This window comes from Psychrobacter sp. CAL346-MNA-CIBAN-0220 (assembly GCF_040309805.1).
In the GTDB taxonomy this organism is placed as follows: Bacteria; Pseudomonadota; Gammaproteobacteria; order Pseudomonadales; family Moraxellaceae; genus Psychrobacter.
In genome coordinates this window covers 882,598-906,223 of sequence record NZ_JBEOPF010000001.1, presented here as the reverse complement: position 1 = coordinate 906,223, position 23,626 = coordinate 882,598, and the positions used below count along the sequence as shown (strand labels likewise).

14 protein-coding genes are annotated in these 23,626 nt (G+C 43.0%); 4 read left to right on the top strand and 10 right to left on the bottom strand.

What is annotated here, in order from left to right:
- Positions 1 to 115 precede the first annotated feature (115 nt).
- Together AAEY88_RS03445 and AAEY88_RS03440 are read left to right on the top strand one after the other, a co-directional pair.
- Complete coding sequence (locus AAEY88_RS03445; protein WP_350559080.1) at positions 116 to 4,351, top strand: YadA-like family protein; 4,236 nt, start codon at positions 116 to 118, stop codon at positions 4,349 to 4,351.
- Between the two features lie 85 nt (positions 4,352 to 4,436).
- A complete protein-coding gene (locus AAEY88_RS03440; RefSeq protein WP_350559078.1) occupies positions 4,437 to 4,877 on the top strand; it encodes an outer membrane protein assembly factor BamE in 441 nt (146 codons plus the stop codon).
- A 303-nt stretch (positions 4,878 to 5,180) separates the two neighbouring features.
- Here the strand turns inward: AAEY88_RS03440 and fdhD are convergent, their stop codons facing one another.
- From fdhD to AAEY88_RS03420, 4 genes are all read right to left on the bottom strand, one after another.
- Complete coding sequence (gene fdhD, locus AAEY88_RS03435; RefSeq protein ID WP_350559075.1) at positions 5,181 to 6,191, bottom strand: formate dehydrogenase accessory sulfurtransferase FdhD; 1,011 nt, start codon at positions 6,189 to 6,191, stop codon at positions 5,181 to 5,183.
- A gap of 129 nt (positions 6,192 to 6,320) precedes the next feature.
- Complete coding sequence (locus AAEY88_RS03430; RefSeq protein WP_350559072.1) at positions 6,321 to 8,714, bottom strand: FdhF/YdeP family oxidoreductase; 2,394 nt, start codon at positions 8,712 to 8,714, stop codon at positions 6,321 to 6,323.
- Between the two features lie 260 nt (positions 8,715 to 8,974).
- Positions 8,975 to 9,940, bottom strand: coding sequence for a c-type cytochrome (locus tag AAEY88_RS03425; RefSeq protein WP_350559069.1), 966 nt, complete (start codon positions 9,938 to 9,940; stop codon positions 8,975 to 8,977).
- Positions 9,940 to 11,316 (bottom strand): cytochrome c, encoded by a 1,377-nt coding sequence (locus AAEY88_RS03420; RefSeq protein WP_350559066.1) that lies wholly within the window; start codon positions 11,314 to 11,316, stop codon positions 9,940 to 9,942. Before AAEY88_RS03420 ends, AAEY88_RS03425 begins: the two co-directional genes overlap by 1 nt.
- A 317-nt stretch (positions 11,317 to 11,633) precedes the next feature.
- Between AAEY88_RS03420 and AAEY88_RS03415 the strand changes: the two genes are divergently transcribed.
- Together AAEY88_RS03415 and AAEY88_RS03410 are read left to right on the top strand one after the other, a co-directional pair.
- Positions 11,634 to 13,799 (top strand): PhnD/SsuA/transferrin family substrate-binding protein, encoded by a 2,166-nt coding sequence (locus AAEY88_RS03415; protein WP_350559063.1) that lies wholly within the window; start codon positions 11,634 to 11,636, stop codon positions 13,797 to 13,799.
- 48 nt (positions 13,800 to 13,847) lie between these two features.
- On the top strand, positions 13,848 to 14,525 hold the full coding sequence (locus tag AAEY88_RS03410; RefSeq protein ID WP_350559060.1) for a response regulator: 678 nt from the start codon (positions 13,848 to 13,850) through the stop codon (positions 14,523 to 14,525).
- 90 nt (positions 14,526 to 14,615) lie between these two features.
- Here the strand turns inward: AAEY88_RS03410 and AAEY88_RS03405 are convergent, their stop codons facing one another.
- The 6 genes from AAEY88_RS03405 to AAEY88_RS03380 form a co-directional block, all read right to left on the bottom strand.
- A complete protein-coding gene (locus AAEY88_RS03405) occupies positions 14,616 to 15,410 on the bottom strand; it encodes an ABC transporter ATP-binding protein (RefSeq protein ID WP_350559058.1) in 795 nt (264 codons plus the stop codon).
- Positions 15,411 to 15,485: 75 nt separating this feature from the next.
- Complete coding sequence (locus tag AAEY88_RS03400; protein ID WP_350559055.1) at positions 15,486 to 16,385, bottom strand: ABC transporter permease; 900 nt, start codon at positions 16,383 to 16,385, stop codon at positions 15,486 to 15,488.
- Positions 16,386 to 16,830: 445 nt separating this feature from the next.
- Entirely contained in the window at positions 16,831 to 17,850 is a 1,020-nt protein-coding gene (locus AAEY88_RS03395; RefSeq protein ID WP_350559052.1) for an ABC transporter substrate-binding protein, read from the bottom strand.
- Between the two features lie 102 nt (positions 17,851 to 17,952).
- Complete coding sequence (locus AAEY88_RS03390; RefSeq protein ID WP_350559049.1) at positions 17,953 to 19,005, bottom strand: ABC transporter substrate-binding protein; 1,053 nt, start codon at positions 19,003 to 19,005, stop codon at positions 17,953 to 17,955.
- A 421-nt stretch (positions 19,006 to 19,426) separates the two neighbouring features.
- A complete protein-coding gene (gene metG / locus AAEY88_RS03385) occupies positions 19,427 to 21,535 on the bottom strand; it encodes a methionine--tRNA ligase (RefSeq protein ID WP_350559046.1) in 2,109 nt (702 codons plus the stop codon).
- 351 nt (positions 21,536 to 21,886) lie between these two features.
- Positions 21,887 to 23,374: a GntP family permease gene (locus tag AAEY88_RS03380; RefSeq protein ID WP_350559043.1), complete on the bottom strand. Its 1,488-nt coding sequence runs from the start codon at positions 23,372 to 23,374 to the stop codon at positions 21,887 to 21,889.
- Positions 23,375 to 23,626 lie beyond the last annotated feature (252 nt).

Below are 23,626 nucleotides of genomic sequence, written 5' to 3'. Positions count from 1 at the left end.
AAAGTCCTCTTTCATACAAGCTTATAGTTGATTTTATTTTGTTGTTTAAACTCTCTGTGACATAGATTTTGGTTTTATTTTTTACATCTAACAGGTCTATTTGGGAGTACACACTATGAATCGCAATTATAAAGTCGTCTGGAATGAAGCCTTAAACTGTTTTACAGCGGTCGCAGAATATGCCAAAGCACGTGGTAAATCATCAAAATCTAGCGTAAGTTCTAACGCTACTATAAATACAACGTCAAATCTTTCATCTACAGGTATCTTGCGCTTAAGCGCTATAGGAATAGGGTTACTGGCTGCTGGTTTCGGTATGCAGGCAAGTGCTGCCAACTTCCCCTTATGCATAGGCATGACTACGGTAGAATGTGGAACCAATGCCACAGCCAGTTCATATGACGGCATTGCCATAGGTAAGAACGCTCAATCTGTAGGCAGTCAAACCATCGCTATTGGCGGGGTTTCCAATGGTCAAGTAACCACAGCGCTTGGCGAGCAGTCAATTGCCATTGGCGCTAATGTAGTATCAAAAGGCGCATCCTCTATTGCTATCGGTGGTGACGATCTAGATGAAGCATCTATGAGCAATATTGATGGTAATAGTGTTAGTAATACTATAAATGGTGGTACGGTTAATACCATATTCAAGTATTTGGCTAAACGCGATTTGGTCGAACCAGGCCAATACATTACATATACTGAAGCCGGTGGCGCTGCATCTATTGCCATTGGCGCAAAGTCACAATCTGAAGGCGCTCTATCTACTGCGGTTGGAACCCATGCTAATACGAAAGGCATTGCGGCTTCAGCCTTTGGCGTCGCTGCCTCAGCAACTAAAGATGGCTCAGTTGCGCTGGGTGCTGGCTCATTGACAGATAGCATTGCTACTTCTGAAAAGACGATGGTAGTCGGTGGTACTACGTATCACGTTGCCGGTAATGTTTTAGATCCTAGTGATAATTTAAAAACAGGTGCGCAAGTATCTGTCGGCTCAGCTGGGTTTGAGCGTCAAATAAAAAATGTCGCTGGTGGCAAAGTTAGTGCTGACAGTACCGACGCCATTAACGGTAGTCAGCTTCATGCGACCAATACAACGGTAAATCGAGGCATTAAGCTGAATGTTAATGGACTTCAGAAGACTTTCGCTTTAGGTGAAGAAATTAAATTTAAGTTTGATAGCAACTTTAATACTACTGCGAACTCAGGTCTTGACGGTGTTGATATTGGCTTAGCTGATACTGTTAATATCGGTACTGCCAATTCTGTTTCAATCGATGGTAGCACAGGTAGTATCAAAGGTTTAACCAACACTAGCTTTGATGGGACTACAACTTACACTGGTGGCCAAGCGGCAACTCAAGAGCAGTTGACAGAAGTTAATACCAATATCAATAAAACAATCGGTAAAGGTATTAACTTCGGTAATGGCACTACTTCTAATAAATTTGCTTTGGGCGACACCATTGCCGTGACTGGTGACAATAATCTAACCTCAATCACTACCAATGAAGGTGTTCAAGTCAAGCTTAACAAGCAGATTGATCTGGGTAACAATGGTCGCTTACAGATTGGCGATACCTTAGTTAATAAGTCAGGAATTACTCTAACAGGTGGCGATAATAACACGGTGACGTTAAGTAGTAATGGTCTTAATAACGGAGACAATAGAATTACTAATGTCGCGAACGCTGAGATTAGTGCGGTTAGTAAAGATGCCGTTAACGGTAGCCAATTATTTGAAAACAGACAAAATATAGCAAGCAACGCTAGTGCTTTAGGTGGCGGTGCAAGCTATGATCCAGTAACGAATACCTATACGGCACCAAGCTACACCGTCTTTACTGATCCAAGTGATACTGTAAATACCAGTCAGTCAGTCAACACTGTTGGTGAAGCGATTACAGTACTAAATACAGCGGTACAAACCCCGCTTACCTTTGCCGGTGATAATGGCACTAACGTTACTCGTAAGCTTGGTGAAAAACTTACTATTAAGGGTGGCCAGACTGATAGTACAAAACTAGCTAGCGGCAGTAATATTGGCGTCGTCGCTGATGGTACTGACACCTTAAATCTAAAACTAGCTAAAGACTTAACGGGTCTTAGCAGTGCTGGTTTTGGCAACAACGTCAAGATTTCATCTACTGGCTTAAGAGTGGGTGATGCTTTAGTTAATCAAAATGGTTTGACCTTTATCAGTACGGGCAGTCCAAACAATACTGTCAGGTTAAGCAAAACTGGTCTTCATAATGGCTTTAATCAAATCACAGGCGTAACTAGCGGTGGTAACATCGACACAAACGCAGCTAACATTGGTGATATAAGAACTGCAGTAGGAATATCTAAAACCGAAGTTATTGCAGGCACTAACGTTAGCGTCACTAATAATCCAGACAATAACGGTAAAAATATCTATACCATTAATGCAGAAAAAACCACTGCTTCTGCTGGTTCTGCCGCAGTGACAGTAACTCCTGGTACTAAAGATACCAACAACGTTACTGACTATGCTATTGATTTAAGTCAAATCACTAAAGACAGCTTGCTCAATGCCGACAATGCCATGCAAAATGTCATCACTCAAATTGATGGCAACACTGTTAAAACGCTTGATAAAGGCAACAACACTGCCAACTTCCTCAAGGGTGACAACATTGTCTTAACTGCTGAAAATGGCGGTATTAAAGTAGCCACTGCCAAAAATTTAGTATTAGACAGTGTGATAATGGGTGATACCCTGTTTAATACTAGCGGGGTTACTTTAACAGGGGCTAATCCAACCAGAACAGTTACGCTAACCAACAACGGTCTTAATAACGGTGGCAATAAAATCACTAACGTTGCTGACGGTAGCATTGCGGTCGATAGCACAGATGCTGTCAATGGTGGTCAGCTGAATAATACTGCAGGCTCTATTGCATCAGTTATTGGTGGTAATGCAGTAAATAATGGCGGTATTGTCACATCGACTGACATTGGTGGTACTGGCAAAGATACTATTGATGAGGCAATCTCATCAGTTAATAATGTGGCGGTAGCAGCTAAGAGCACAGTAACCCAAGGTAACAATATTGCTGTGACCTCAACGACTAATGAAGATGGCTCCACTAATTATCAAGTAGCCACTACAGATGACATTAATGTTACTAGCGTTAAGGCTGGTAACAGCACTTTGAATACTAGCGGCCTTGCTATTGATGATGATGCGGGTAATACCACAACTGTAACCACAGCTGGCACGACAGTAACTAATGCTGCTGGTAATTCAACTAGCTACGGTGCAGAAGGCTTTACTGCTAGTGACAACGCCGGTAACAGCACTACTGTTAATCAGACAGGTGTAAGCTTTACTAACAGCGATGGGGCGACTGGACCAAGTATCACTGCAGGCGGTATTGACGCAGGCACCACAGTCATTACCAACGTTGCTAGTGGCGGCACCACCACTACCAATGCCGCTAATATCGGTGATGTACTATCCGCTGCTGCTGGCTCTAGAACGGAAGTTGCTGCTGGATCTAACGTGACTAACGTTGTCAAAACAACGGGTAGTAATGGACAAGACATTTATACTGTTAATGCTAATGGTGCTAGTGCTTCTGCAGGTTCTAATGCAGTGACTGTAACGGCTGGTACTAAAAACACCAGTAACGTTACCGACTACGCTGTTGATCTAAGTCAAGCCAGTAAGGATAGCTTAGTAAAAGCTGATAATGCTATGCAGACAGTGATTACTCAAGTGGACGGTGTAAACGTCAATACTCTCAATAAAACTAACAATATTGCCAACTTTGTCAGTGGTGATAACATTGTCTTGAGCAATGATAAGGGTAGTATCAAAGTAGCGACTGCTCAAAATTTAGTGGTGACTAGCGTTAAAACTGGCAATACCACGGTTGATAACAATGGCTTGACTATCAAAGACGGTGCAAGTATCACCACTAACGGTATTGACGCTGGTAATAAGGTTGTTACGAACGTAGCCACTGGTATTAAAGATAGTGATGCTGCTAACGTTGGCCAACTCAATACGATTGATAGAGTCGTTAGTGGTCAGATCGCTACTATCGATAGGAACGTTAACGAGTTAGGTTATAGGATTGGCGAAGTCGAAGACGACGCTAATGCGGGTATCTCAGCGGCGATGGCCATGTCTTCTCTACCCCAAGCTTATATTGCAGGTAAGTCAATGATAGGCGGTGGTATCGCATCATATAATGGTGAAAGTGCAGTCGCTATCGGGGTCTCGAGAGTCTCTGATAACGGGCGCTGGGTAATGAAGATCAATGGTACAGCAGATACGCAGGGTAATGCTGGTGGAGCCATCGGTGCAGGCTTCCATTTTTAATATAACCAGATCCTCTTATGGCAGCGTCGGTTTTAAAACAGACAGGCGTTGTCAAATTACTCATAATAATATTAAGGAATGAATAATGAATTCATCACTATATCGCGTGGGCTTACTGGCTACTGCCATCTTACTGACTGCAACTGGTTGTACTTGGCACGTAAGTCCTGGTGCTCAACATGGGTCTGTTGATGCCAATGACTTAGTATTCCCTGATCAAGATAAAGCATGGCAAAAAGCGGGCAAAATCGTTGAACAAAATGATGTTGCTAAAATTGGAGTCGGTACAACTAAAAATGAGATCTATCAGCTCATCGGTACACCGCACTTTCAAGAAGGCTTTAATGCTCGCGAATGGGATTATATTCTTAAATTCTATGATGCTAATAACAATATAGAAACCTGCCGTTATAAAATCATTTTTGATGATAGCTATGAAGGCATACTTCGTAAAGATGAATTTTTTGCAACTGAGCTTTATTGGCAGCCAGAGTCATGTGCTAAGTATTCTCAATATGTTCGTTAGACCAAACTACTGACTAATCGTAACATCATTTAAGGAGCAAGACATCTAATGTCTTGCTCCTTTTATAACTAAAATATGACTTTAAAACGCATCGTTAATAATTCTATAAAGACCATAATGGTGATTATGTTAAGTCCAGCTAGTATCATTCACTTATAAATATAACTAAATTTTTGGCGATAAATGCAGTAGAGCATTGGCCAGTGATGGGCCTTACCACTCTAGCCCTTTTATTTACCTGTCTTGTTTACCAATGACTACTGCTTCAAATAATTATACTCATTTTCATTACGAATACTAACACTAAAACCCTGAATAATAAGTGACCCGATTATCACGTAAAAATCCCGCCAACCCCAGTCCGTAGCGCTGAGCAACACGCACTGCGGTGCTGGTAGGCGCGGACATACCAACCAACCAAGGTATTTGAGTACGAATAGATTTTTGTACCAGCTCAATCGACAGTCGTGAAGTCATGATAACGCACTCAACCTCTACTCGGTGGCGCAGCTTCCAGCCAATGAGTTTATCAAGCGCATTGTGGCGTCCTACGTCTTCAAACAGGTACAAATCTTGACCGTGCATAGTGGCAGCCGCATGAACTGCGCCAGTCAATTGATGCGTATGTTGCTTGGCATTAATTTGTGCTCGTATTTCCAATAAACTATCGAGACTTGGTCTGGTTGCCATAAGCTGTTGTTTATTTTTTGGCTTATTCTCTAAATAACCACTTAGATCGGGCAGCGCTTGGGTCAGTCCTGTTATACCGCACATACCGCATCCTGTTCGACCTGCAAGCTGCCGTTTTTGTGCTTGTATACGCTGATAGCAGCGCTGGTTTAATACCAGTTCCACCACATAAACATCGTAATCTAACAGCTGCTCAAATGCCATTGAGGCATTAGCCTGATCGATTGAATCTTCAGTAAATTTTTTGAGGCTTGCGCTATCCGTAAGCTGAGTGACTTCCCAATCGAGTAACTCATAACTGTGCTGAATCAAGCCCTCACTGAACAAGAATCCAACCGCTAAATAATCGAGCTGGCTAGGGCTGGCCATCAATACCGCATAATGGATACCATTGATGACAATGGCAATTGCCGCCTCCACCGCCAAGCTTGCTGACATCCGATCAATATGAATCTCATCAAAGCCTTCAATATCGATATTATTGCGACCATACTCATTTAATGGATAAGCATGTTTTTGCGCCATATGGTCACGTGCAAGCGGTGTCGCTGGCAACTCTAAGTCGTCAGACACGATATCTGCCGATACTGTGGCGCTATATTGGGCATTGTTTTCAACTATCATGAACGCTCGTTGTATGGTGTTGTTATCGATATTGCTACGGCTGTCAGCTCTTTAAACGTGACTATCATTTTAAATGTCACTATCATCTCAAATGCCATTATCACTATTAATCACCCTTGTTATTTCCTACTAAGCAGAGTCAGCTAGTCCAGTATTTGTACTAACCCGTTGTAAAACGACGGTTAATGACTTATACGCCGGTATTCTAGAATCTGGAGCATGTGTATCTAAGTCGATTAGGTCATTACATTCAGGGTAGTAGGTTGCGACGGCATTAGCCGCAATATCCATCTCAGTCAGTATTAATGGCCCTAATGTGCGCTGCTGATCCTTACTGTCTTGACGCGAGACCATAACGGTATCACCCTTTTGCCAACCCAAGCGGTTCATCTCATCAGGATGCATAAATAGTACATCACGGCGATCCGTTTGGCGGTAGCGATCTTGAAAGCCAAATATCATGGTATTAAACTGATCATGACTACGGACGCTGGTTAATTGCCAGACTGCCTGTTCACTAGCCTGAGTATCGTTTTGTGAGTTAGATTCAGAATTGCTTTGAGCAGTCTTAACATCACTATTAATGTCGCTTTTCTGCTTTGATTCTGCCGCAAATTTTGCGGTTCTCTCGGTCATTTGGCTTGCAACATAGGTAATCGGATACTTTGGCACTTCAAACTGTGCTTTACCGCTTTCGGTATCCCATTGACGATGACGGGCAGGATGATACAAATGAAAGCCACGATCAGCGGTACGGATACGCTGGTTGAAGTCCTCAAAACCTTCAATAGCTTGAGCAATATAGTCACGAATAATATCGAAATTCTCACTCATCGCTTGCCAAGGAATCGATGACTCAGCCCCAAACAACTGCGTGGCAATATCTGCCACAATTTGCGCTTCAGATTTTAAGGTATCACTAATCGGATCAAGTCGACCTTGAGTAGCGACGATTTGGCACATGGAATCCTCAATGGTCGCAAACTGCTCACCTTTGGCCGTAATTAAGCGCTCCGTGCGACCCACACACGGTAAAATTAAATTGTCCACACCCGGATAAAGCATGGTCTCGTTAAGCTTAGTGGCGACAAAAACGTTAAGCTGATTATTAGTTAATGCTTGTTGAATGGTACTTGAATCAGGCGCTGCAACGGCGTAGTTGCCGCCCATGCTTACAAAGGCTTTAATTTTGCCATCTATCATTGCTTTTGCGCCTGCGACCACATCTAGGCCGTCCTCTTGTGGCATTGGACGTTTAAATACCCGCTCAAGACTGTCAAGCAAGCTCTGCTTGGGTCGTTCGTGGATGCCCATCGTCCGATCGCCTTGCACGTTAGAGTGCCCACGAACTGGCGACGCGCCTGCGCCGTCTATACCAATCATACCCATTAATAACAGCAAATTGGTAATCATAGCGACATTGTCATCGCCTTGAACGTGCTGGGTGATGCCCATGCCCCAGGTGCAAATTGTCGCCGGACTGTCGGCAACGAGGCGAGCAAGATTGATAATTTCATCTTTACTAATACCACAGCCGCGCTCGACATCTGCCCAAGACTGCTGACGTAACCAAGTATCTAGCGCCTCGAATCCTGAAGTATGTTGCTCAATAAAATCTGTGTTAATTTTATTATTTTTGGTGAGCCATTTTGCCATACCTGTTAATAGTGCCGCATCACCACCGATTTGGATTTGAATCACGTCATCGACTATATCATCGCTCTTTCCTGCAACCATATGTGATGGCTTTTGCGGATTTCTAAACGCGCTTAAACCTTGTTCTCGCATAGGATTGATAGAGATAATTCGGCACCCTTGCTTGTGCGCATGAGCTAGCATCTCAAGCATGCGAGGATGATTGGTTGCGGGGTTCTGTCCGAACATCAGTATCAATTTAGCTTGCTCAAAGTCCTCTAGTATGACGGTCGCTTTGCCTATGCCTAACTGTTTACCCAGCATCACTGAGGTGGGCTCGTGGCACATGTTGGAGCAATCGGGTAAGTTATTGGTACCAAAACAACGCACAAATAACTGAAACATAAAGGCCGGCTCGTTGGTCACTCGTCCTGAGGTATAAAATAACGCTTCATCAGGTGAGTCAAGCTTCTGTAATTGTGTAGCGATACGTGCGTAAGCATCCTGCCAAGAGATAGGGATGTAATGATCTTGAGCCGCATCATAATATAGTGGCTCTGATAAGCGCCCGATGTGCTCGAGCTCATAGCCCGACCAGGCTTGTAGTTCTTTAACCGTATGTTTAGCAAAAAACTGAGCATCGGCACGCGTAGACATCGCTTCACTAGCAATGACTTTGATACCAGTCTCACAGACATCAAATGTTTTATGTGACTTATGATCTGGCCATGCACAGCCCGGACAATCAAATCCCCCTTTGGGCTGATTGCTACTCAATACACTTAAACTACCTCGCAGAAAGGCACTGTAATCCATTAGCTTACGAGTAGAAGCAATCAGCGCAGGCCAACCGGCTGCAGGGTGCGTATAAACAGGAATTTTGCGCATGATAGACCTTATAAGTAAGTGTGTAGGTAAATGACAATGAGTAAACGATACTAAATAATATTAAATGATATCTATAGAATAACCAGTAGAAAATTGCAACTTTATCGTATCTTTACTTCGCTGCAAATAAACCTGCAGACAATAAAAAACCTCAAAGCGAATTAAACACACTTGAGGTTTTTTAGTAGGCAATGTTACTAGATTGCTTTATGAAAATATAAGTTCATTAAACTGTAAACTCATAAAACTATAAGCAATACTTAATAACGAGCATCTTTCGGTTTTTTACCTGATGGCCAGTCACCATCTTTTTTAGCAAAATCAGGGCGCGGTTGATGCGTAAAGAACTCTGCCACATCGATAGCGTCTTGATCGCTTAAGACGTTGCCATGACCCCATAACCCTTTAGTTTGAATACCCATTGGCATGTTGTACTTCACAAAGGCTGCGGCTTTATAAGTACGTGCCATACCCGCGCCAATGTTAAAGGACTCATCACCCCATAATGGCGGGAATACGATATCACCGCGGCTGTCTTTAATACCTTCACCATTGTCACCGTGACAGGTAGCACATTGAGCTTTGTAGATTTTCTCACCGTGTACTGGGTCACCAACTAATGACTCGTCGACTTTACCGGCATTGATAATATCAACTTTTTGGGCTTTCGGGGTTTTTTGTGATAACCATTTCATATAGGCCATCATCGCAAGCATCTCAGGAGATTCACGGTCGAGCACTTTGCCATTCATTGAGCGTTGGAAACAGCCATTAATACGCGCTTCCAAATCAACTTCTTTACCAGAGCGCGGCATGACGCGCGGGTAGTGGTTATAGCTGTTGATGTACGGATCGCCAAGCGGAATTTTACCCTGAGCAATATGACAGCTATTACAGTTCATGCTCGCGCCCACGTTATCAGGTAATAAGCGCTTGGTTTCGTTCAATAAACGCTTACCATAAAATATTTGGTCAGCATTCGGTTCATCTAGTATCGAAGTATCTTGCGGTAACACATAAGTGCCGATATCTTCGTTAGCGTCATCCGTAGTGACCAAACCATATTCAGACGCGTTCTGCTCGATAGGTTCAGGTTGTGAGCAGCCACTTATATTAATAGCAGCCACTGCAGCGGTAAGCACCGCTATTGTTAGTCGATGAGGCATAACGCTAGCAACGGTGGGCGTATGAAAAATGTTGAGCAGTCTATGTGAGTACTTATTCATTATCTTGCTCCTTGTGCTGCAGTATTGACGCTTAGATCTGGCGCGACGTCTGTACCTGTTTTTGGTTTTTTGGCAAGGAATGCCCGCATTTTAACCACATCATCAACATCGATTTCAGGTGCTTGGTTGGTCCAACTATTACGCACATAGTTGACCACTTCTGCTACATCAGCATCGGCTAAGTTGGTGAACTCAGGCATGGTAAAGGCCATGCGGTCGTGAGGGGTTTCAGGCATACGACCACCACCTAGGGTGATCTGCAACACAGAGTCAGCTTCACGAGCATATACCGCACTGTTACCATCTAATGCTGGGAAGATGCGCGGGACACCTTTACCATCAGCACGGTGACAGACGGTGCAATATTCTACATATAGTAATGCGCCACGTGAGTCATAGTTACCAGCCAATAATTTTTCGGTAGTGACGTCTTTTTTCACTGGTAGAGTGACTTCTTTATTAGGCACAGGAGTCAATGTTTTTAGATATGATGACATGGCATTTAAGTCAGCGTCAGTCATATATTGGGTGCTGTGCTCGACAACTTCAGCCATGGCACCAAAGGCAGCAGTGGTGTTGGTACGACCCGTTTTAAAGAAGTCATTAAGCTCAGAAACAGTCCAAGTACCTAGACCACGATGCTCACCGCGGATACTTTTTGCACGCCAGCCATCAATGACTGCACCGCTTAGATATTCCTCAGAGTCCGCATTGGTTAGGGCTATTTCTTGGAAGCCAATACCGCGCTCGGTATGACAAGAACCACAATGACCTGGGCCTTCGACTAAGTATTGACCACGGGCTAATACTGCATCATCAGTTTCTGGAACAAAGTCCCGCTTACGGTCAAACAATACTTGCCAATACGCCAACGGCCAGCGCCAATTTGCAATTGGTGGTAGCTCGCTCTTTATATTAGGCTTATTCACTGCTTTGACATCTGACATAAAGAAGGCATACATCGCTGCCATGTCATCGTCGGGCATGATCTGATAAGACGGATAGGGCATAGCAGGGTATAATGCGCTATTGTCACTACGGACACCGTGCTTGACCGCATTTTTGAAGTTATTAAAGGTGTAATTACCAATACCAGTGGTTTTGTCAGGGGTAATATTGGTTGAGTAAATCGCACCAAGTGGGGTCAACATCGGCAAACCACCAGCATAAGCTTCACCATCAAGAGTCGTGTGACAAGCGACACAATCAGCCGTACGTGCAACATAGGCTCCCTGCTTAATTAAAGCAGGATCAGTAATGTTGACTTCTAAATCGCTGTTGGTAGTACGCATATTTGGCAGTAATTGCCCAATAATAAAAGCCACTGCTAGTCCGATGACTGCTGCGATAAGAATAATTAATGGCCACTTTTTCACAAGCACGCCCTCCGTAATGAAATATTTGCCTGGCTTATATTCAGAAGCTGCTTAATCCAGATACTGGTTACTTTAAGTACAGTTTAATCTAGGTACAGCTCAGTAAAGTTAGGCGAATTGATTAGATTTTATTATGAGTATCTTTACTTTATTGGTAACTCGACAAGTTAACGCTGAGTCATTTAAGAGATACAATTCTGTCATATAGTATAAGATAGTCAGTAACATAGTGATATTGTGGAAAACCACATTTATTTTAAGGTTATTAATAAGTAATGCAGTTTAAACAGCAGATAATGGAGGTAGGTTACGTTTTGATGAGAGTGGTATTTGCGCTTATGTTCGTATTGTTGCCACTTACTAAGGCAAATGCGCAGACTTATTATTTAGGCGTATTAGCACCGCAAGGAGAGGCGGCCGCCCAGCAACGCTGGCAATCTTGGCTTGATGAACTTAATGATAATCTAACAGATGACACTATTGTGCTAGTGCCACTCGCGCTTGAGAATTGGCAGCAGCAAATTGAAGCGCAGCAGTTTGCCTTGGTTTTAGGTCCGCAAATACAGTTTATTAAAATGGATACTATGGGCTGGCGTTGGCTTGCGACTTTGCAAGCAGATCCACAAACCGTTAAATTAAATGAATTTAAAATGTCTGATGTCAAACAAGCTGATTTTAAAACTGATGAGCAATATAAATTATATAAACAATTAGAAAATGAGCTTTCGCTAAGCAAACAAGCTAAAGCTGATAAGTCGGTAAATCAGCCTAGTGCGATGGAGCAGATTGGCAGTGCGTTATGGGTCAAAGCAGATAGCGATATTCAGCAATTGCGAGATTTACAGCAGCGCAAAATAGTGGCGGTTGATCCCGATGCTTTTGGCGGTTATTTATTGATAGCCCATCTATTACAGCAGAATGGGGTGCTGCCAAGCGACTATGAGACTCAGTTTGTGGGCTATCCTATTGAGCTTACCTTAAGCACTCTCGCTAGTGGCGCAGTAGATGCGGCGATAGCGCCACTATGCTTGATGGAGGAGATGGCAGGTCAAGGCAAAATTGAGCAATCACAATATCGCCTTATAAACCCAATTATGACTGATTCAAACTGCCAATCTTCAACCAAGATTTATCCCAATTGGACACTAGCAGTAACGAGCCAAGCACCAGCAGCATTGACTGAACAGATTAATCAACACTTATTTACTGGAGGGCAGAGAAGCACTAATAGCGATGCTAATTCTATTGATGATGTCGCAGAGCTTCGCTGGTTAGCGCCTGAGTCGAGTGTTGATGCCGAACGTATTTTGTATGAAATGAATCGTCATCCTGCCCAAAGGCAGTTAGGCGCATATTTATTAGATTGGATAAGGTCGCATCGAGTATGGGTAGGATTAATATTTTTTATTATTATCATATCAAGCATTAATTATGGCTGGATGAGTTGGCTGGCATGGCGTCGTCGGCAACAGATAGTCATACAAAACCAGCTGATTCGGGACTATGATTATAAGCTACAGCAGTCTGAGCGTTTTGCGGTCATTGGTGAGATGAGTGGCGCGATTGCCCATGAAATTAATCAGCCACTCGCGACCATTCAGAATTATGCCCAAGGCTTACTAATTCGTAGCCAAAATACGTATTTTGATAAAGATACCCTTTCAGAAAAAACAGATTTAGAAAAACCCGCTGCTATAGAGAAAAAAGCTTTAAAAAAAGAGGCATTAAAAAAAGAAGCGGTAGAGAAAGAAAAGGTGGAAAATGCCTTACAGCAAATTGTTAATGAGACCGAGCGTGCCGCCGCCGTTATCAAAAATATTAGGCATTGGGCAGGACGATCCCAGCCAGATGAGGTCAACGTAGATATCGCTGCTACTTATCAGCAATGTATTATGTTACTTGGCGACAAAGCAGTGGGCATTACTTTTTGGTTCGCCAGTGACTATCAGCAACTACAGCTGCCAAGCTTAATGCTAGATCAAATACTGATTAATAGTATGCTCAATGCCCAACAGCAAGGTGCTGTGCATATTATGCTGCGCTGTCAGATGACAGAATATCAAGGCACACAATGGCTAGCGCTATATATTACTGATGATGCGGGTGGTTTTAATGATGAGAGGCTGATGAATAATGAGTCGCAAGATAAACCCCATAGTTATTCAAATAATCAGTACGGCACTCGCTCAACCAAAGCAGATGGCTTAGGATTGGGGCTAATGATCTGCCAGCGTCTATGTAGATCGCTTGATGGTAAGATGCAGCTTAGCAATGTCAATGTGCAGACTGAACTTGCTAATATAAAGGTCGTAGACAGTCATTATCAGCGGCGTATTAAACGCACCTTAAATGGTAAAGTGCAATTGACCGAAACCGATACTTTATACCCGTCAAAAAATGTGCTTGGTGCGCAAGTATCGTTATATTTACCGCTGCATTTAGTAGATGGCAATAACAGTGATAGCAATAAAAATAGCAGCTAGATATAGCAGATATTAACAACGTATAAAATGTAAGACAAAAGGCAGTTTATGACTTCTATATCGATATCAAATGAAAACCTCGATTCTCTAACAGCCGATAGTTTGTCCGATAGCTTATATGACAAAATCGTCCCTGAGCAGCTGGTGATTCATATTATCGATGATGAAGAAACTGTGCGACATTCGTGTGAGTTTTTAATTAGTAGCTTGGGTCTAACCACGCAAATTTGGGAAAGTGCTTTAACGTTTTTACAGCAAGTAGATATTTACACTCCAGCGGTAGTGGTGAGTGACTTGATGCTACCGGATATGAGTGGTCAGGAACTACAAGTGTACCTTAATAAACATGATAGCCCGATAGCTTTGATTGCCTTAACTGGTAATGGGGAAATTGCCGATGCGGTAACTATGCTTAAGAAAGGTGCAGCAGATTATTTAGAAAAGCCCATTAGCAGTCGTCGTTTGCAAGAGGCGCTTGCCCGTGCGCAAGTATTAACCATTAAACGTGCTAAGCTTTACTATATTGGTAAACTCTATGCTCAGCTGACTGATAAAGAAAAACAAGTTGCCAATGAGCTGTTACAAGGTAATCTCAATAAAATTATTGCCGATCATTTAGATGTATCTGTGCGTACGGTAGAGGTGCACCGCTCACAGGTGATGAAAAAAATGAAATCACAGCATGTGAGCGAGCTGATTCAAAAGTTAGTGCTACTTGGTTCTTGATTTTCTTAACAGTGAACGGACTGCCATAAAAAATGCCCGCTTGAATTAAGCGGGCATTTTTTTAATTTAAATCGATTAACTTGACATCAACTAGCTTAAGATCAAACTGTCATCGTCGACTTTTTCGCCACGAGTTTGCTCAAACATATCGAGTAAATCATGGACGGTCATACCTTCACGTCTTTCGCCAGAGACATCGAGTACCACTTCACCTTGGTGTAGCATTACGGTTCTAGTACCATGCGCCAATGCCTGCTGCATTGAGTGAGTGACCATCATAGTCGTCAGGTTATTGTCAGTGACAATCTGATCGGTCAATTTTGACACAAACGCTGCGGTCTTAGGATCAAGAGCAGCCGTATGCTCATCGAGCAACAGTATTTTGGACGGTTGTAGCGATGCCATCAATAGGCTTACTGCTTGGCGCTGACCACCTGATAATAACCCCATACGATCCGTTAAACGATTCTCTAACCCCAGTTTAAGTACGGCAAGCTTCTCTCGAAACAGTTCACGGTTGCTGGAGTTCAAAGCAAAATTCAAACCACGCTTACCGCCGCGTTTATAGGCTAAGGCCATATTTTCTTCAATGGTTAGCGCCTCGCAGGTGCCTGCCATCGGGTCTTGAAATACCCGCGCTACCCAATGTGCACGTTGAAAAGTTGTTTTTTTGGTGACATCAATGCCATTGAGTAGAATTGAGCCGCTATCTACTAGATTCGTGCCACTGACCGCATTCAAAAACGTTGATTTACCTGCGCCATTAGTACCAATGACGGTAACAAACTCACCATCGGCGATGTTTAAATTAATACCGCGTAGGGCAGGGTTTTCAATGGGCGTGCCTGGGTTAAAGGTCAAGCGTAAATCTTTGGCTTGCATCATAACTGTTATTCCTTAATTATTATTCCTTATGCTTTATTCAAGCTTAACGAGTACAGTCGCTTTTAATTGTTAACCTTAAACCCGCAATTTACGGCTTAAAAACTTATTCTTAGCTTTTGGTAACACCAATGCAAACACTACCAGTAACGCGGTAATCAAGTTCAAATCTTGCGGGCCAAAGCCAATACTACGCAAGATATCACTCGATAGTGCCACTTGAATAAATAGTTTATAGAGTATCGCCCCAATGATAACCGCAATGGTGATGAGCCAAATACGCTTGGCGGGAATAATGGTCTCACCGATGATGACCGCTGCCAGACCAATGACAATGGTACCGATACCGATAGAGATATCTGCGCCGCCTTGAGTCTGTACAAACAGTGCGCCTGCTAAGGCAATCAGACCGTTGGAGACTGCCATACCGATAATGGTCATCCACGAGGTATTAATACCCTGGGCCTGCGCCATCTTTAGGTTGGAGCCAGTCGCGCGCATGGACAGTCCGGTTTCAGTATTATAAAACCAATCTAAGAATAGCTTGGCCAATATTACTACTACGCCGATAATTAAACAGCGCATCCAGTAACCATTACCATCGGTAACCAGCGTGCTAAACACTGTGGTTTCACCTAATAGTGGTAGGTTAGGTGCGCCCATAATCCGTAGGTTGACCGAATATAGCGCCACCATAACTAGAATACTGGCTAATAGTTGTAAGATACCGAGCTTGACATGTAGCCAAGCGGTAACGATACCCGCCACTGAGCCTGCGAGCATGCCAAAGGCACAAGCCAGCCAAGGATTGATGCCAGCAACGATAGAAATACCAGCAACCGCGCCACCTAACGGAAAACTACCATCAGCGGTCAAATCGGGAAAATCAAGAGTACGGAATGAAATAAGGACGCCAAGAGCTACAAGGCCATAAATCAAACCACTTTCAAGCGCACCAAAAAAAGCAATTAAAGACATAAGAGATCAGTAAGTCATAACCAAGCGTTTAGTAACTATTGCTATAAATAGATAAGCGGCATATGCCAGTGCTCTCTATAAGCTAGCATAATCTAAACGGCTGAGCGGTGAATTTAACAGATTATGCAATCTGCAGTTAGGGTAAACCAAAACATGTCGTAATAAAGCGTTATCATAAACTACCTTGGTTTAAAACTTAGGTTTAGAACATTGCAAACTTTCAACACTATTTAAGCACGCTACTATTCAAGCAATCTGAAGTGTTTAATCGATGCAAAAATCAAAACACTTTAAACACAAAAGTGCTTCGGCAATAACCCCAGTCTATTTATCGATATGATAGCTGGGGTTTTCTAAACAGTTACGGCTTTAAAGACAAACAGCCATTCCTCACGATGTAGTCAGTATGGTCGTCTGTCTCATTATTGCTCTCAATAATCAGGCGCTATTCTACCACTTCTTTTGCTTTATCGATAACCGCTTGTGGCAAGGTAATGCCTTCTACTTTAGCATTCTTAGGGCTGACATATAAATCGAGAACCTGTGGGGTATAGACTGGAATCTCGCCCGCTTTCTCACCATTTAAGATACGTACCACGATTTTACCGGTCTCGCGGCCAAGGTCATAGTAATTGACACCCAAGGCGGCAACAGCACCGCGTGCAACGGAGCTGGTATCAGAGGCAATCAGTGGAATTTTACTTTCTTTAGCGACTTGATACAATGACTCATAGGCTGAGACCACATTATTATCGGTCGAGGTATAAATCATATCAACCTTACCGACTAAGCTGCGTGCTGCCATAGCGATATCGTTACTACGCGCGGCTGGTGCTTCGTGCACTGTGATACCAAGTGGCGTCAGTTTTTCCTTTAGGTTTTTTAGAATAATGGTTGAGTTGATTTCACCAGGACTATAAACATAACCGACATTTTTCAAATTTGGGATAATCTGACGCATCAATTCAATTTGGGGTTCATAAGGAAGCGCATCAGAGCCACCAGTAACGTTGGTACCCGAGCCATCAAGCGTTGGTACCAGTTTTGCTTCAACCGGATCAGTAACCGCTGAGAATACCAACGGAATAGTGCTGGTGGCGGCCGCAACTGATTGTGCTGATGGCGTACCAATAGCAACGATCACATCTGAATTATCGGCAACAAATTGTTTGGCAATCTGACCCGCAGTTGCGGTGTTGCCTTGTGCGCTTTGGAAGTTGACTGTTAAGTTCTCACCCTCTTTAAATCCGGCCTCGTTGAGCTCATCGATAACGCCTTTACGTACTTCATCAAGTGCTGGATGCTCAACGATAGCGGTAATGGCAACGGTCTTAACGGCTGTGCTATCACCACCTGCTGTAGCGTCATTAGCGGTGTCTTGTGCTGATTGGCTACAGCCAGTCAAAATGGCGGTACAGACACCGCCCCATAACAAAGCTTTGGCAAAACGATTTTGATACAACATGGGTCTTACTCCTGAATATAATAGTGTGTCCATACAACAAACAAAGGATAGATAAAGTGGCGTGTTAATAGTTACTATTTACTAGTATTTACCAATTAGCACCTATTTACTGGCATTTTGGCCTTTAGTATCAACGTTAATACCGTTTTTGAGTATATCGGCCGATAAGCTGACGCCTTGCGCTTTAGCATGCTTAGGACTAACGTATAGCGTTAAGTCATTCATAACTTCAGGCTTAATGGTATTAACCGCTTCGCCATTTAATATGCGGTATACCATTTTGCCAGTTATACGCCCAAAGTCATAGTCATTAACGCCAAGCGCTGCAGTCGCACCGCGCTGAACGCTAAACTCATCAGAAGCGATGATTGGAATCTGTATCTCATTAGCCGCTTGGGTCATCGCTTCAAAAGCAGAGGCCACGTTATTGTCAAATGAGGTATAAATGATATCTGCACGTCCTTGTAAACTGCGCGTTGCCATACCGATATCGGTTGGGCGGTTGGCTGGAATATCTAATAACGATAACCCTCGTGCTGGTAACGCTTCTTTAAGACTATCACGTAGCGAGACTGAGTTGGCTTCACCAGGGCTATAAACATACCCGATAGTCTTCAAGTTAGGTTTAATCTGTTGCAATAAATCCAGCTGCGGGTCCAAGGGCAATTGGCTTGATAAACCCGTTAGATTGTCCTGAAAAGGTGTGCCATCTGCGTTGATTAGTTTGGCACCAAGGGGATCTGACACTGCCGTATAGACGATGGGTATGCGAGTAGTTGCGGCAACGATAGACTGAGCAGAAGGAGTAGAAATTGCCACAATGACATCGGGATTGTCCCCAACAAACTGTTTGGCAATCTGGCCGGCAGTGGCGGTATTTCCTTGCGCACTTTGAAAGTTGACTTTTAGATTCTGACCTTCGATATAACCATTATCTGCCAGCTCATCGATAATGCCGCGACGCATATCATCGAGCGATGGATGTTCGACAATTTGCGTGATGGCCAGCGTTTTGGCTGGTTTGTCTGCGGTAGCGGCATTGTCCGCTGATGGCGCAGTTTCGGTAGAGTTTGAGCAGCCCATTAGGCCAAGCATACTGATGGCACTAATAGCAGCTCCGCACAGGCTTAGGCGTAGAGTTGTGGCAATAGTCATTATTAGTTTGGCTCATAGGTTAGAAGGTGCAGGTTAGCCAAATCAATAGACACGAGGATAAATGGCCAACCTTAAATTGATCGATCCCTTGATCATGGTGGTTATATTATGACAGCAATGTAACTTATCGCAATAAAAAATTAAAGCATGTTTGTCACTAGCAATAATAAGGTATGAATAGCCATTTTTTAGCTAAAATATTTAGGGATAGTGCATTTGAAATAAACTTAATATCCTGCATTCACAATGACTTATTAAAGTGCTCTTCATGTCATTATTTGCAAAGTCTAAAAGTCATAGGCTCCTTTTTATTACATATTATTTAACGACATAAAAAAAGATGCCACTAAGGACACCTTTTTGATGGTTGTTTACAAAAAATTATTAATAAAAAAATAAATTCTAAACGTTCATTTATGTACTAGGCGAGAATATCGCCAACGACTGCGGCATCAGGTAAGGTAATAACCACCAGTGCCGTTTTTGGATCACCTGATGATAATACCATGCCCTCTGAGATGCCAAATTTCATCTTACGTGGCGCAAGATTAGTGACGCAAATAACTTTCTTATCCACTAATTGTTCAGGTTCATAAAATTTACGAATACCGCTAAATACATTACGCGGTTTATCTTCGCCGACATCTAAGGTAAATTGCAGCAGCTTATCCGCACCTTCAACATAATTGCAAGCCAACACATGAGCAACTTTCATTTCAACTTTGGCAAAGTCTTCAATGCCGATATAGCCGGTTTGCTCCGTAGTATCCGTAGCTTTTTGGTCTTTTTGGCTCTTTTGCCCGTTTTTTGCAGCAGGTTTTGGGTCTGGAGTTGTGATTGGGGTCGCTGTTGCCGCTAAGGACGCTCTTGATGCTTCAACCATGGCCGCCACATCTTTATCTTCAATACGCTGCATTAACGGTTTGAATTTGTTAATTTGATGACCCAGTAGCCATTGATTACGACTGGCAAAGCTCAAGTCATCAATGTTCAAAAAGCCTTTAGCATTAGCGGTTAACTCAGGTAATACTGGTGCTAAATACACCATGAGTTGACGGAAAATATTAATTGCTACTGAGCAAACGTCTTGTACTTCTTGCTCAGAACCTTCAAGCTTGGCAAGCGCCCAGGGTTTTTTGTCGTCGATATACTCATTGGCCTTGTCAGCGCACTGCATAATCAAACGCATCGCCCGTGAAAACTCGCGGTTCTCATAAGCGGCGGCAATCTCGTCACCCGTTTTAGTAATGTCTTCTAATAGGCGGGGCTCTGCACAAGTCTCAGACAGCATACCGTCATACTTTTTGACTAGGAATCCAGCGCTGCGACTGGCGATGTTGACCACTTTGCCAACCAAGTCAGAATTGACCTTTTGCATAAAGTCTTCCAAATCAAGGTTGATGTCTTCAACCTTGTCAGATAGCTTACTGGCGAAGTAATAGCGTAGATATTCAGGATGCAAGTATTCAGCGTAGGTTTCAGCTTTAATAAAAGTACCGCGTGACTTACTCATCTTCTCGCCATTGACCATCAAGAATCCATGCGCAAATACCCCAGTGGGCGTGCGCAATTCACTACCGGCAAGCATCGCAGGCCAAAATAGCGCATGGAAATAAACAATATCTTTACCAATAAAGTGATAGACCTCGGTCTTATGCTCGTTCTCTTGCATCCAGTAGCGATCAAAATCGAGCGCATTATCTGTCCCCGCACGTTGTTCGCACAAGTTTTTAAAGCTTGCCATATAACCGACTGGGGCATCTAGCCAGACATAAAAATATTTGTCTGGCTCATCGCTTGGGGTATCAGGTATCTGAAAACCAAAATACGGCGCATCACGGGAGATATCCCAGCTGGCAAGACCAGAGTCAAACCACTCTTGCAGCTTATTAACAATCGCTGGCTGCAAGCGATTCTCAGTGCGTGTCCAATCTTTTAGGAATTGCTCAAACTCGGGCAAATCAAAGAAATAATGCTTAGAGGTTTTGAGTACTGGCGTCGCACCCGACAGCGTCGACTGTGGATTTTTAAGTTCCGTTGCATTATAAGTCGTACCGCAGACTTCGCAGTTATCACCATATTGATCAACCGCTGCGCACTCAGGGCAGGTGCCTTTGACAAAGCGATCCGCTAAAAACAGCTGTTTTTCGGGATCAAAAAGTTGCTCAACATCTTTAGTGCTGATATGTCCAGCGTCATTGAGACGACAATAAATTAGCTCAGAAAAATGTTTATTTTCTTCTGAATGGGTAGAATAGTAATTGTCAAAATCGATCAAAAATTTGGCAAAGTCTGCTTCATGTGACGCTTTAACGGTTGCGATCTGCTCTTCTGGCGTGATGCCATTGTCTTCGGCTTTGAGCATAATGGCCGTACCGTGGGCATCATCGGCGCAAACATAGGTAACCTGATGGCCTTGCGCTTTCATTGCCCGTACCCAAATGTCAGTTTGAATATACTCTACAAGATGCCCTAAATGGATGTAGCCATTGGCGTAGGGAAGGGCACTGGTTACTAAAATCTCACGCACAAAATCACCTATATCATAGTCTAAAAGGATTAATTAACAATGGTCTTAGCTATTTATTATTAGCCGTTAGCAGACGCAATATTTTGAATACTAAAAGTTATAAAAACTAAAAATTGTGCCTATAATACCGTAATTTGGCACAATTTGTGCCATTGCTTAGTAACTATCTATTGGTAACTGTATATCCAACAATTAGGATAGATGCATTAGTCTTTATTCAAATCTTTCTTTTTTAATTCCGTCTATGAGGCTCAATATTTTTTAATTTTTAAACATTAAAAAACCCACTCAATCAGTGATCAAGCAGGTTTTTTAGTAAAAATTTCTATTGAGAGACCTTTGAGTGAACTACTAGAATGAACCAAATAGTGTACCTAAGATAATGACTGCCACCACAGCAATTAGTGGAATAACCATAGTTACCATCGCTAGGTTGAGATAAGACTGTTTATGGGTCAATCCACAAATCGCTAGCAAGGTAATAACGGCACCACTATGCGGTAAGGTATCAAGACCACCCGCTGCCATAACAGCTACCCGGTGCATTAATTCTGGATCAATACCCGCCTCAACCGCCATCCGCAAATAATCCTTGCCCAATGTTGTAAGGGCAATACTCAAACCACCGGATGATGAGCCTGTGATACCGGCAAGGGTCGTCATCGCTACCGCTTCTGAAATTAATGGATTATCAGGACTTAGGTTTAAGATACTGTCACGAATAATAAGGAAGCCCGCAAGTGAGGCAATGACTGCCCCATAACCGACTTCTGAACCGGTGTTAAAAATCGGTAACATCGAATCATAAGTACCTCGGTTAATGGTTTTTTGTAAATTGTTCCAATGACCGATACGCAGTAGAATCAACACCACACAAGCAATAATTAGCGAGATGATAATTGACCATAAGCCTAAAGAGCCAGCAATATTAAGGTCAGGGTATTGAGTTTGCAGATTGCTGAAATCCATGGACGGAAAAATAGCGTAAGTCAGTAAGGCGTTTAAGCCAATGACCAAGACCAGCGGTATCATTGCAATGCCAAATGAAGTGTGATGGGTATCACGTGCCTCGGCGGCGGTTGCTAAGTTACTTTGCGCCACTTTGCTTTGCGCGTCATTATCTTGTCCATCATTGTTACTTGCCATTTTACTTTTAACGGCGCTGCTTTCGCCCTCAAATTCATCATCATGTTGACCATAACCTTCGCCCACAGCGTTGGCTTTATTCGCTCGCGACTGTAACCATAACCAACCAAAGATAAACATGATGGTACCGCCGATAATTCCCAAAATAGGGGCGGCAAACACGTTAGTATTATAGTAAGGAATAGGGATGGCGTTTTGAATGGCTGGCGTGCCCGGTAGCGCCGTCATGGTAAAAGTAAATGAGCCTAGCGCAATGGCAGCCGGTATCAAGCGCTTAGGAATATCAGCAGCTTTGAACAAGTCTTTGGCGATTGGATAGATAGCAAAGGCTACGACGAACAAAGAGACACCGCCATAAGTCAAAATGGCACAGACCAAAATAACGGCAAGAATCGCTTTACTCGCCCCTAGTTTTTTGACCACCGTATTGGCAATCGCTGTTGCCGCTCCTGAATCCGCCATCAAGCGTCCAAACAGGGCACCTAGTAAGAAAATAGGGAAGAATTTGAGCAAGAATCCGCTTAATGCGGACATAAAAACATCAGTATAGGCAGGAATACTACTTAAGAAATCACCTGATAAGAATACCGCTAAAATCGCCATAATCGGTGCTAAAATCAGCACGGAATATCCCCGATAGGCAAAGAACATCAATAATAATAAAGTGATAACAATAGCAAGTATGCTAAACATGAGTGCCTCTCCTTGGCAAAATTCAAGCCGTAAGTATGTATTGCTTGCCGCTATAGGTCAACAAACTATTTATCAGCATAACTTATTAGCACAGTGTTCATAGATAGTTTATATTAAGTGCACACCTGCAACTGTCTCGTTGATCTACGCAACCACTAAACGCTGCTCAAACTTTCTTAATATTGCTCTCTAGTCGCTTCGACAATAATGTGCTAACTTAGTACAATACGATAAGTGTTATATAACAATACA

Bases quoted from the DNA above. Each gene is read 5' to 3' on its own strand.
- AAEY88_RS03400 (WP_350559055.1), bottom strand. From the start codon at position 16,385: ATGTCTTTAATTGCTTTTTTTGGTGCGCTTGAAAGTGGTTTGATTTAT.
- AAEY88_RS03405 (WP_350559058.1), bottom strand. From the start codon at position 15,410: ATGATGCAAGCCAAAGATTTACGCTTGACCTTTAACCCAGGCACGCCC.
- AAEY88_RS03415 (WP_350559063.1), top strand. From the start codon at position 11,634: ATGAGAGTGGTATTTGCGCTTATGTTCGTATTGTTGCCACTTACTAAG.
- AAEY88_RS03440 (WP_350559078.1), top strand. From the start codon at position 4,437: ATGAATTCATCACTATATCGCGTGGGCTTACTGGCTACTGCCATCTTA.
- fdhD (WP_350559075.1), bottom strand. From the start codon at position 6,191: ATGATAGTTGAAAACAATGCCCAATATAGCGCCACAGTATCGGCAGAT.
- AAEY88_RS03380 (WP_350559043.1), bottom strand. From the start codon at position 23,374: ATGTTTAGCATACTTGCTATTGTTATCACTTTATTATTATTGATGTTC.
- AAEY88_RS03425 (WP_350559069.1), bottom strand. From the start codon at position 9,940: ATGAATAAGTACTCACATAGACTGCTCAACATTTTTCATACGCCCACC.
- AAEY88_RS03430 (WP_350559072.1), bottom strand. From the start codon at position 8,714: ATGCGCAAAATTCCTGTTTATACGCACCCTGCAGCCGGTTGGCCTGCG.
- AAEY88_RS03395 (WP_350559052.1), bottom strand. From the start codon at position 17,850: ATGTTGTATCAAAATCGTTTTGCCAAAGCTTTGTTATGGGGCGGTGTC.
- AAEY88_RS03445 (WP_350559080.1), top strand. From the start codon at position 116: ATGAATCGCAATTATAAAGTCGTCTGGAATGAAGCCTTAAACTGTTTT.
- AAEY88_RS03390 (WP_350559049.1), bottom strand. From the start codon at position 19,005: ATGACTATTGCCACAACTCTACGCCTAAGCCTGTGCGGAGCTGCTATT.
- AAEY88_RS03410 (WP_350559060.1), top strand. From the start codon at position 13,848: ATGACTTCTATATCGATATCAAATGAAAACCTCGATTCTCTAACAGCC.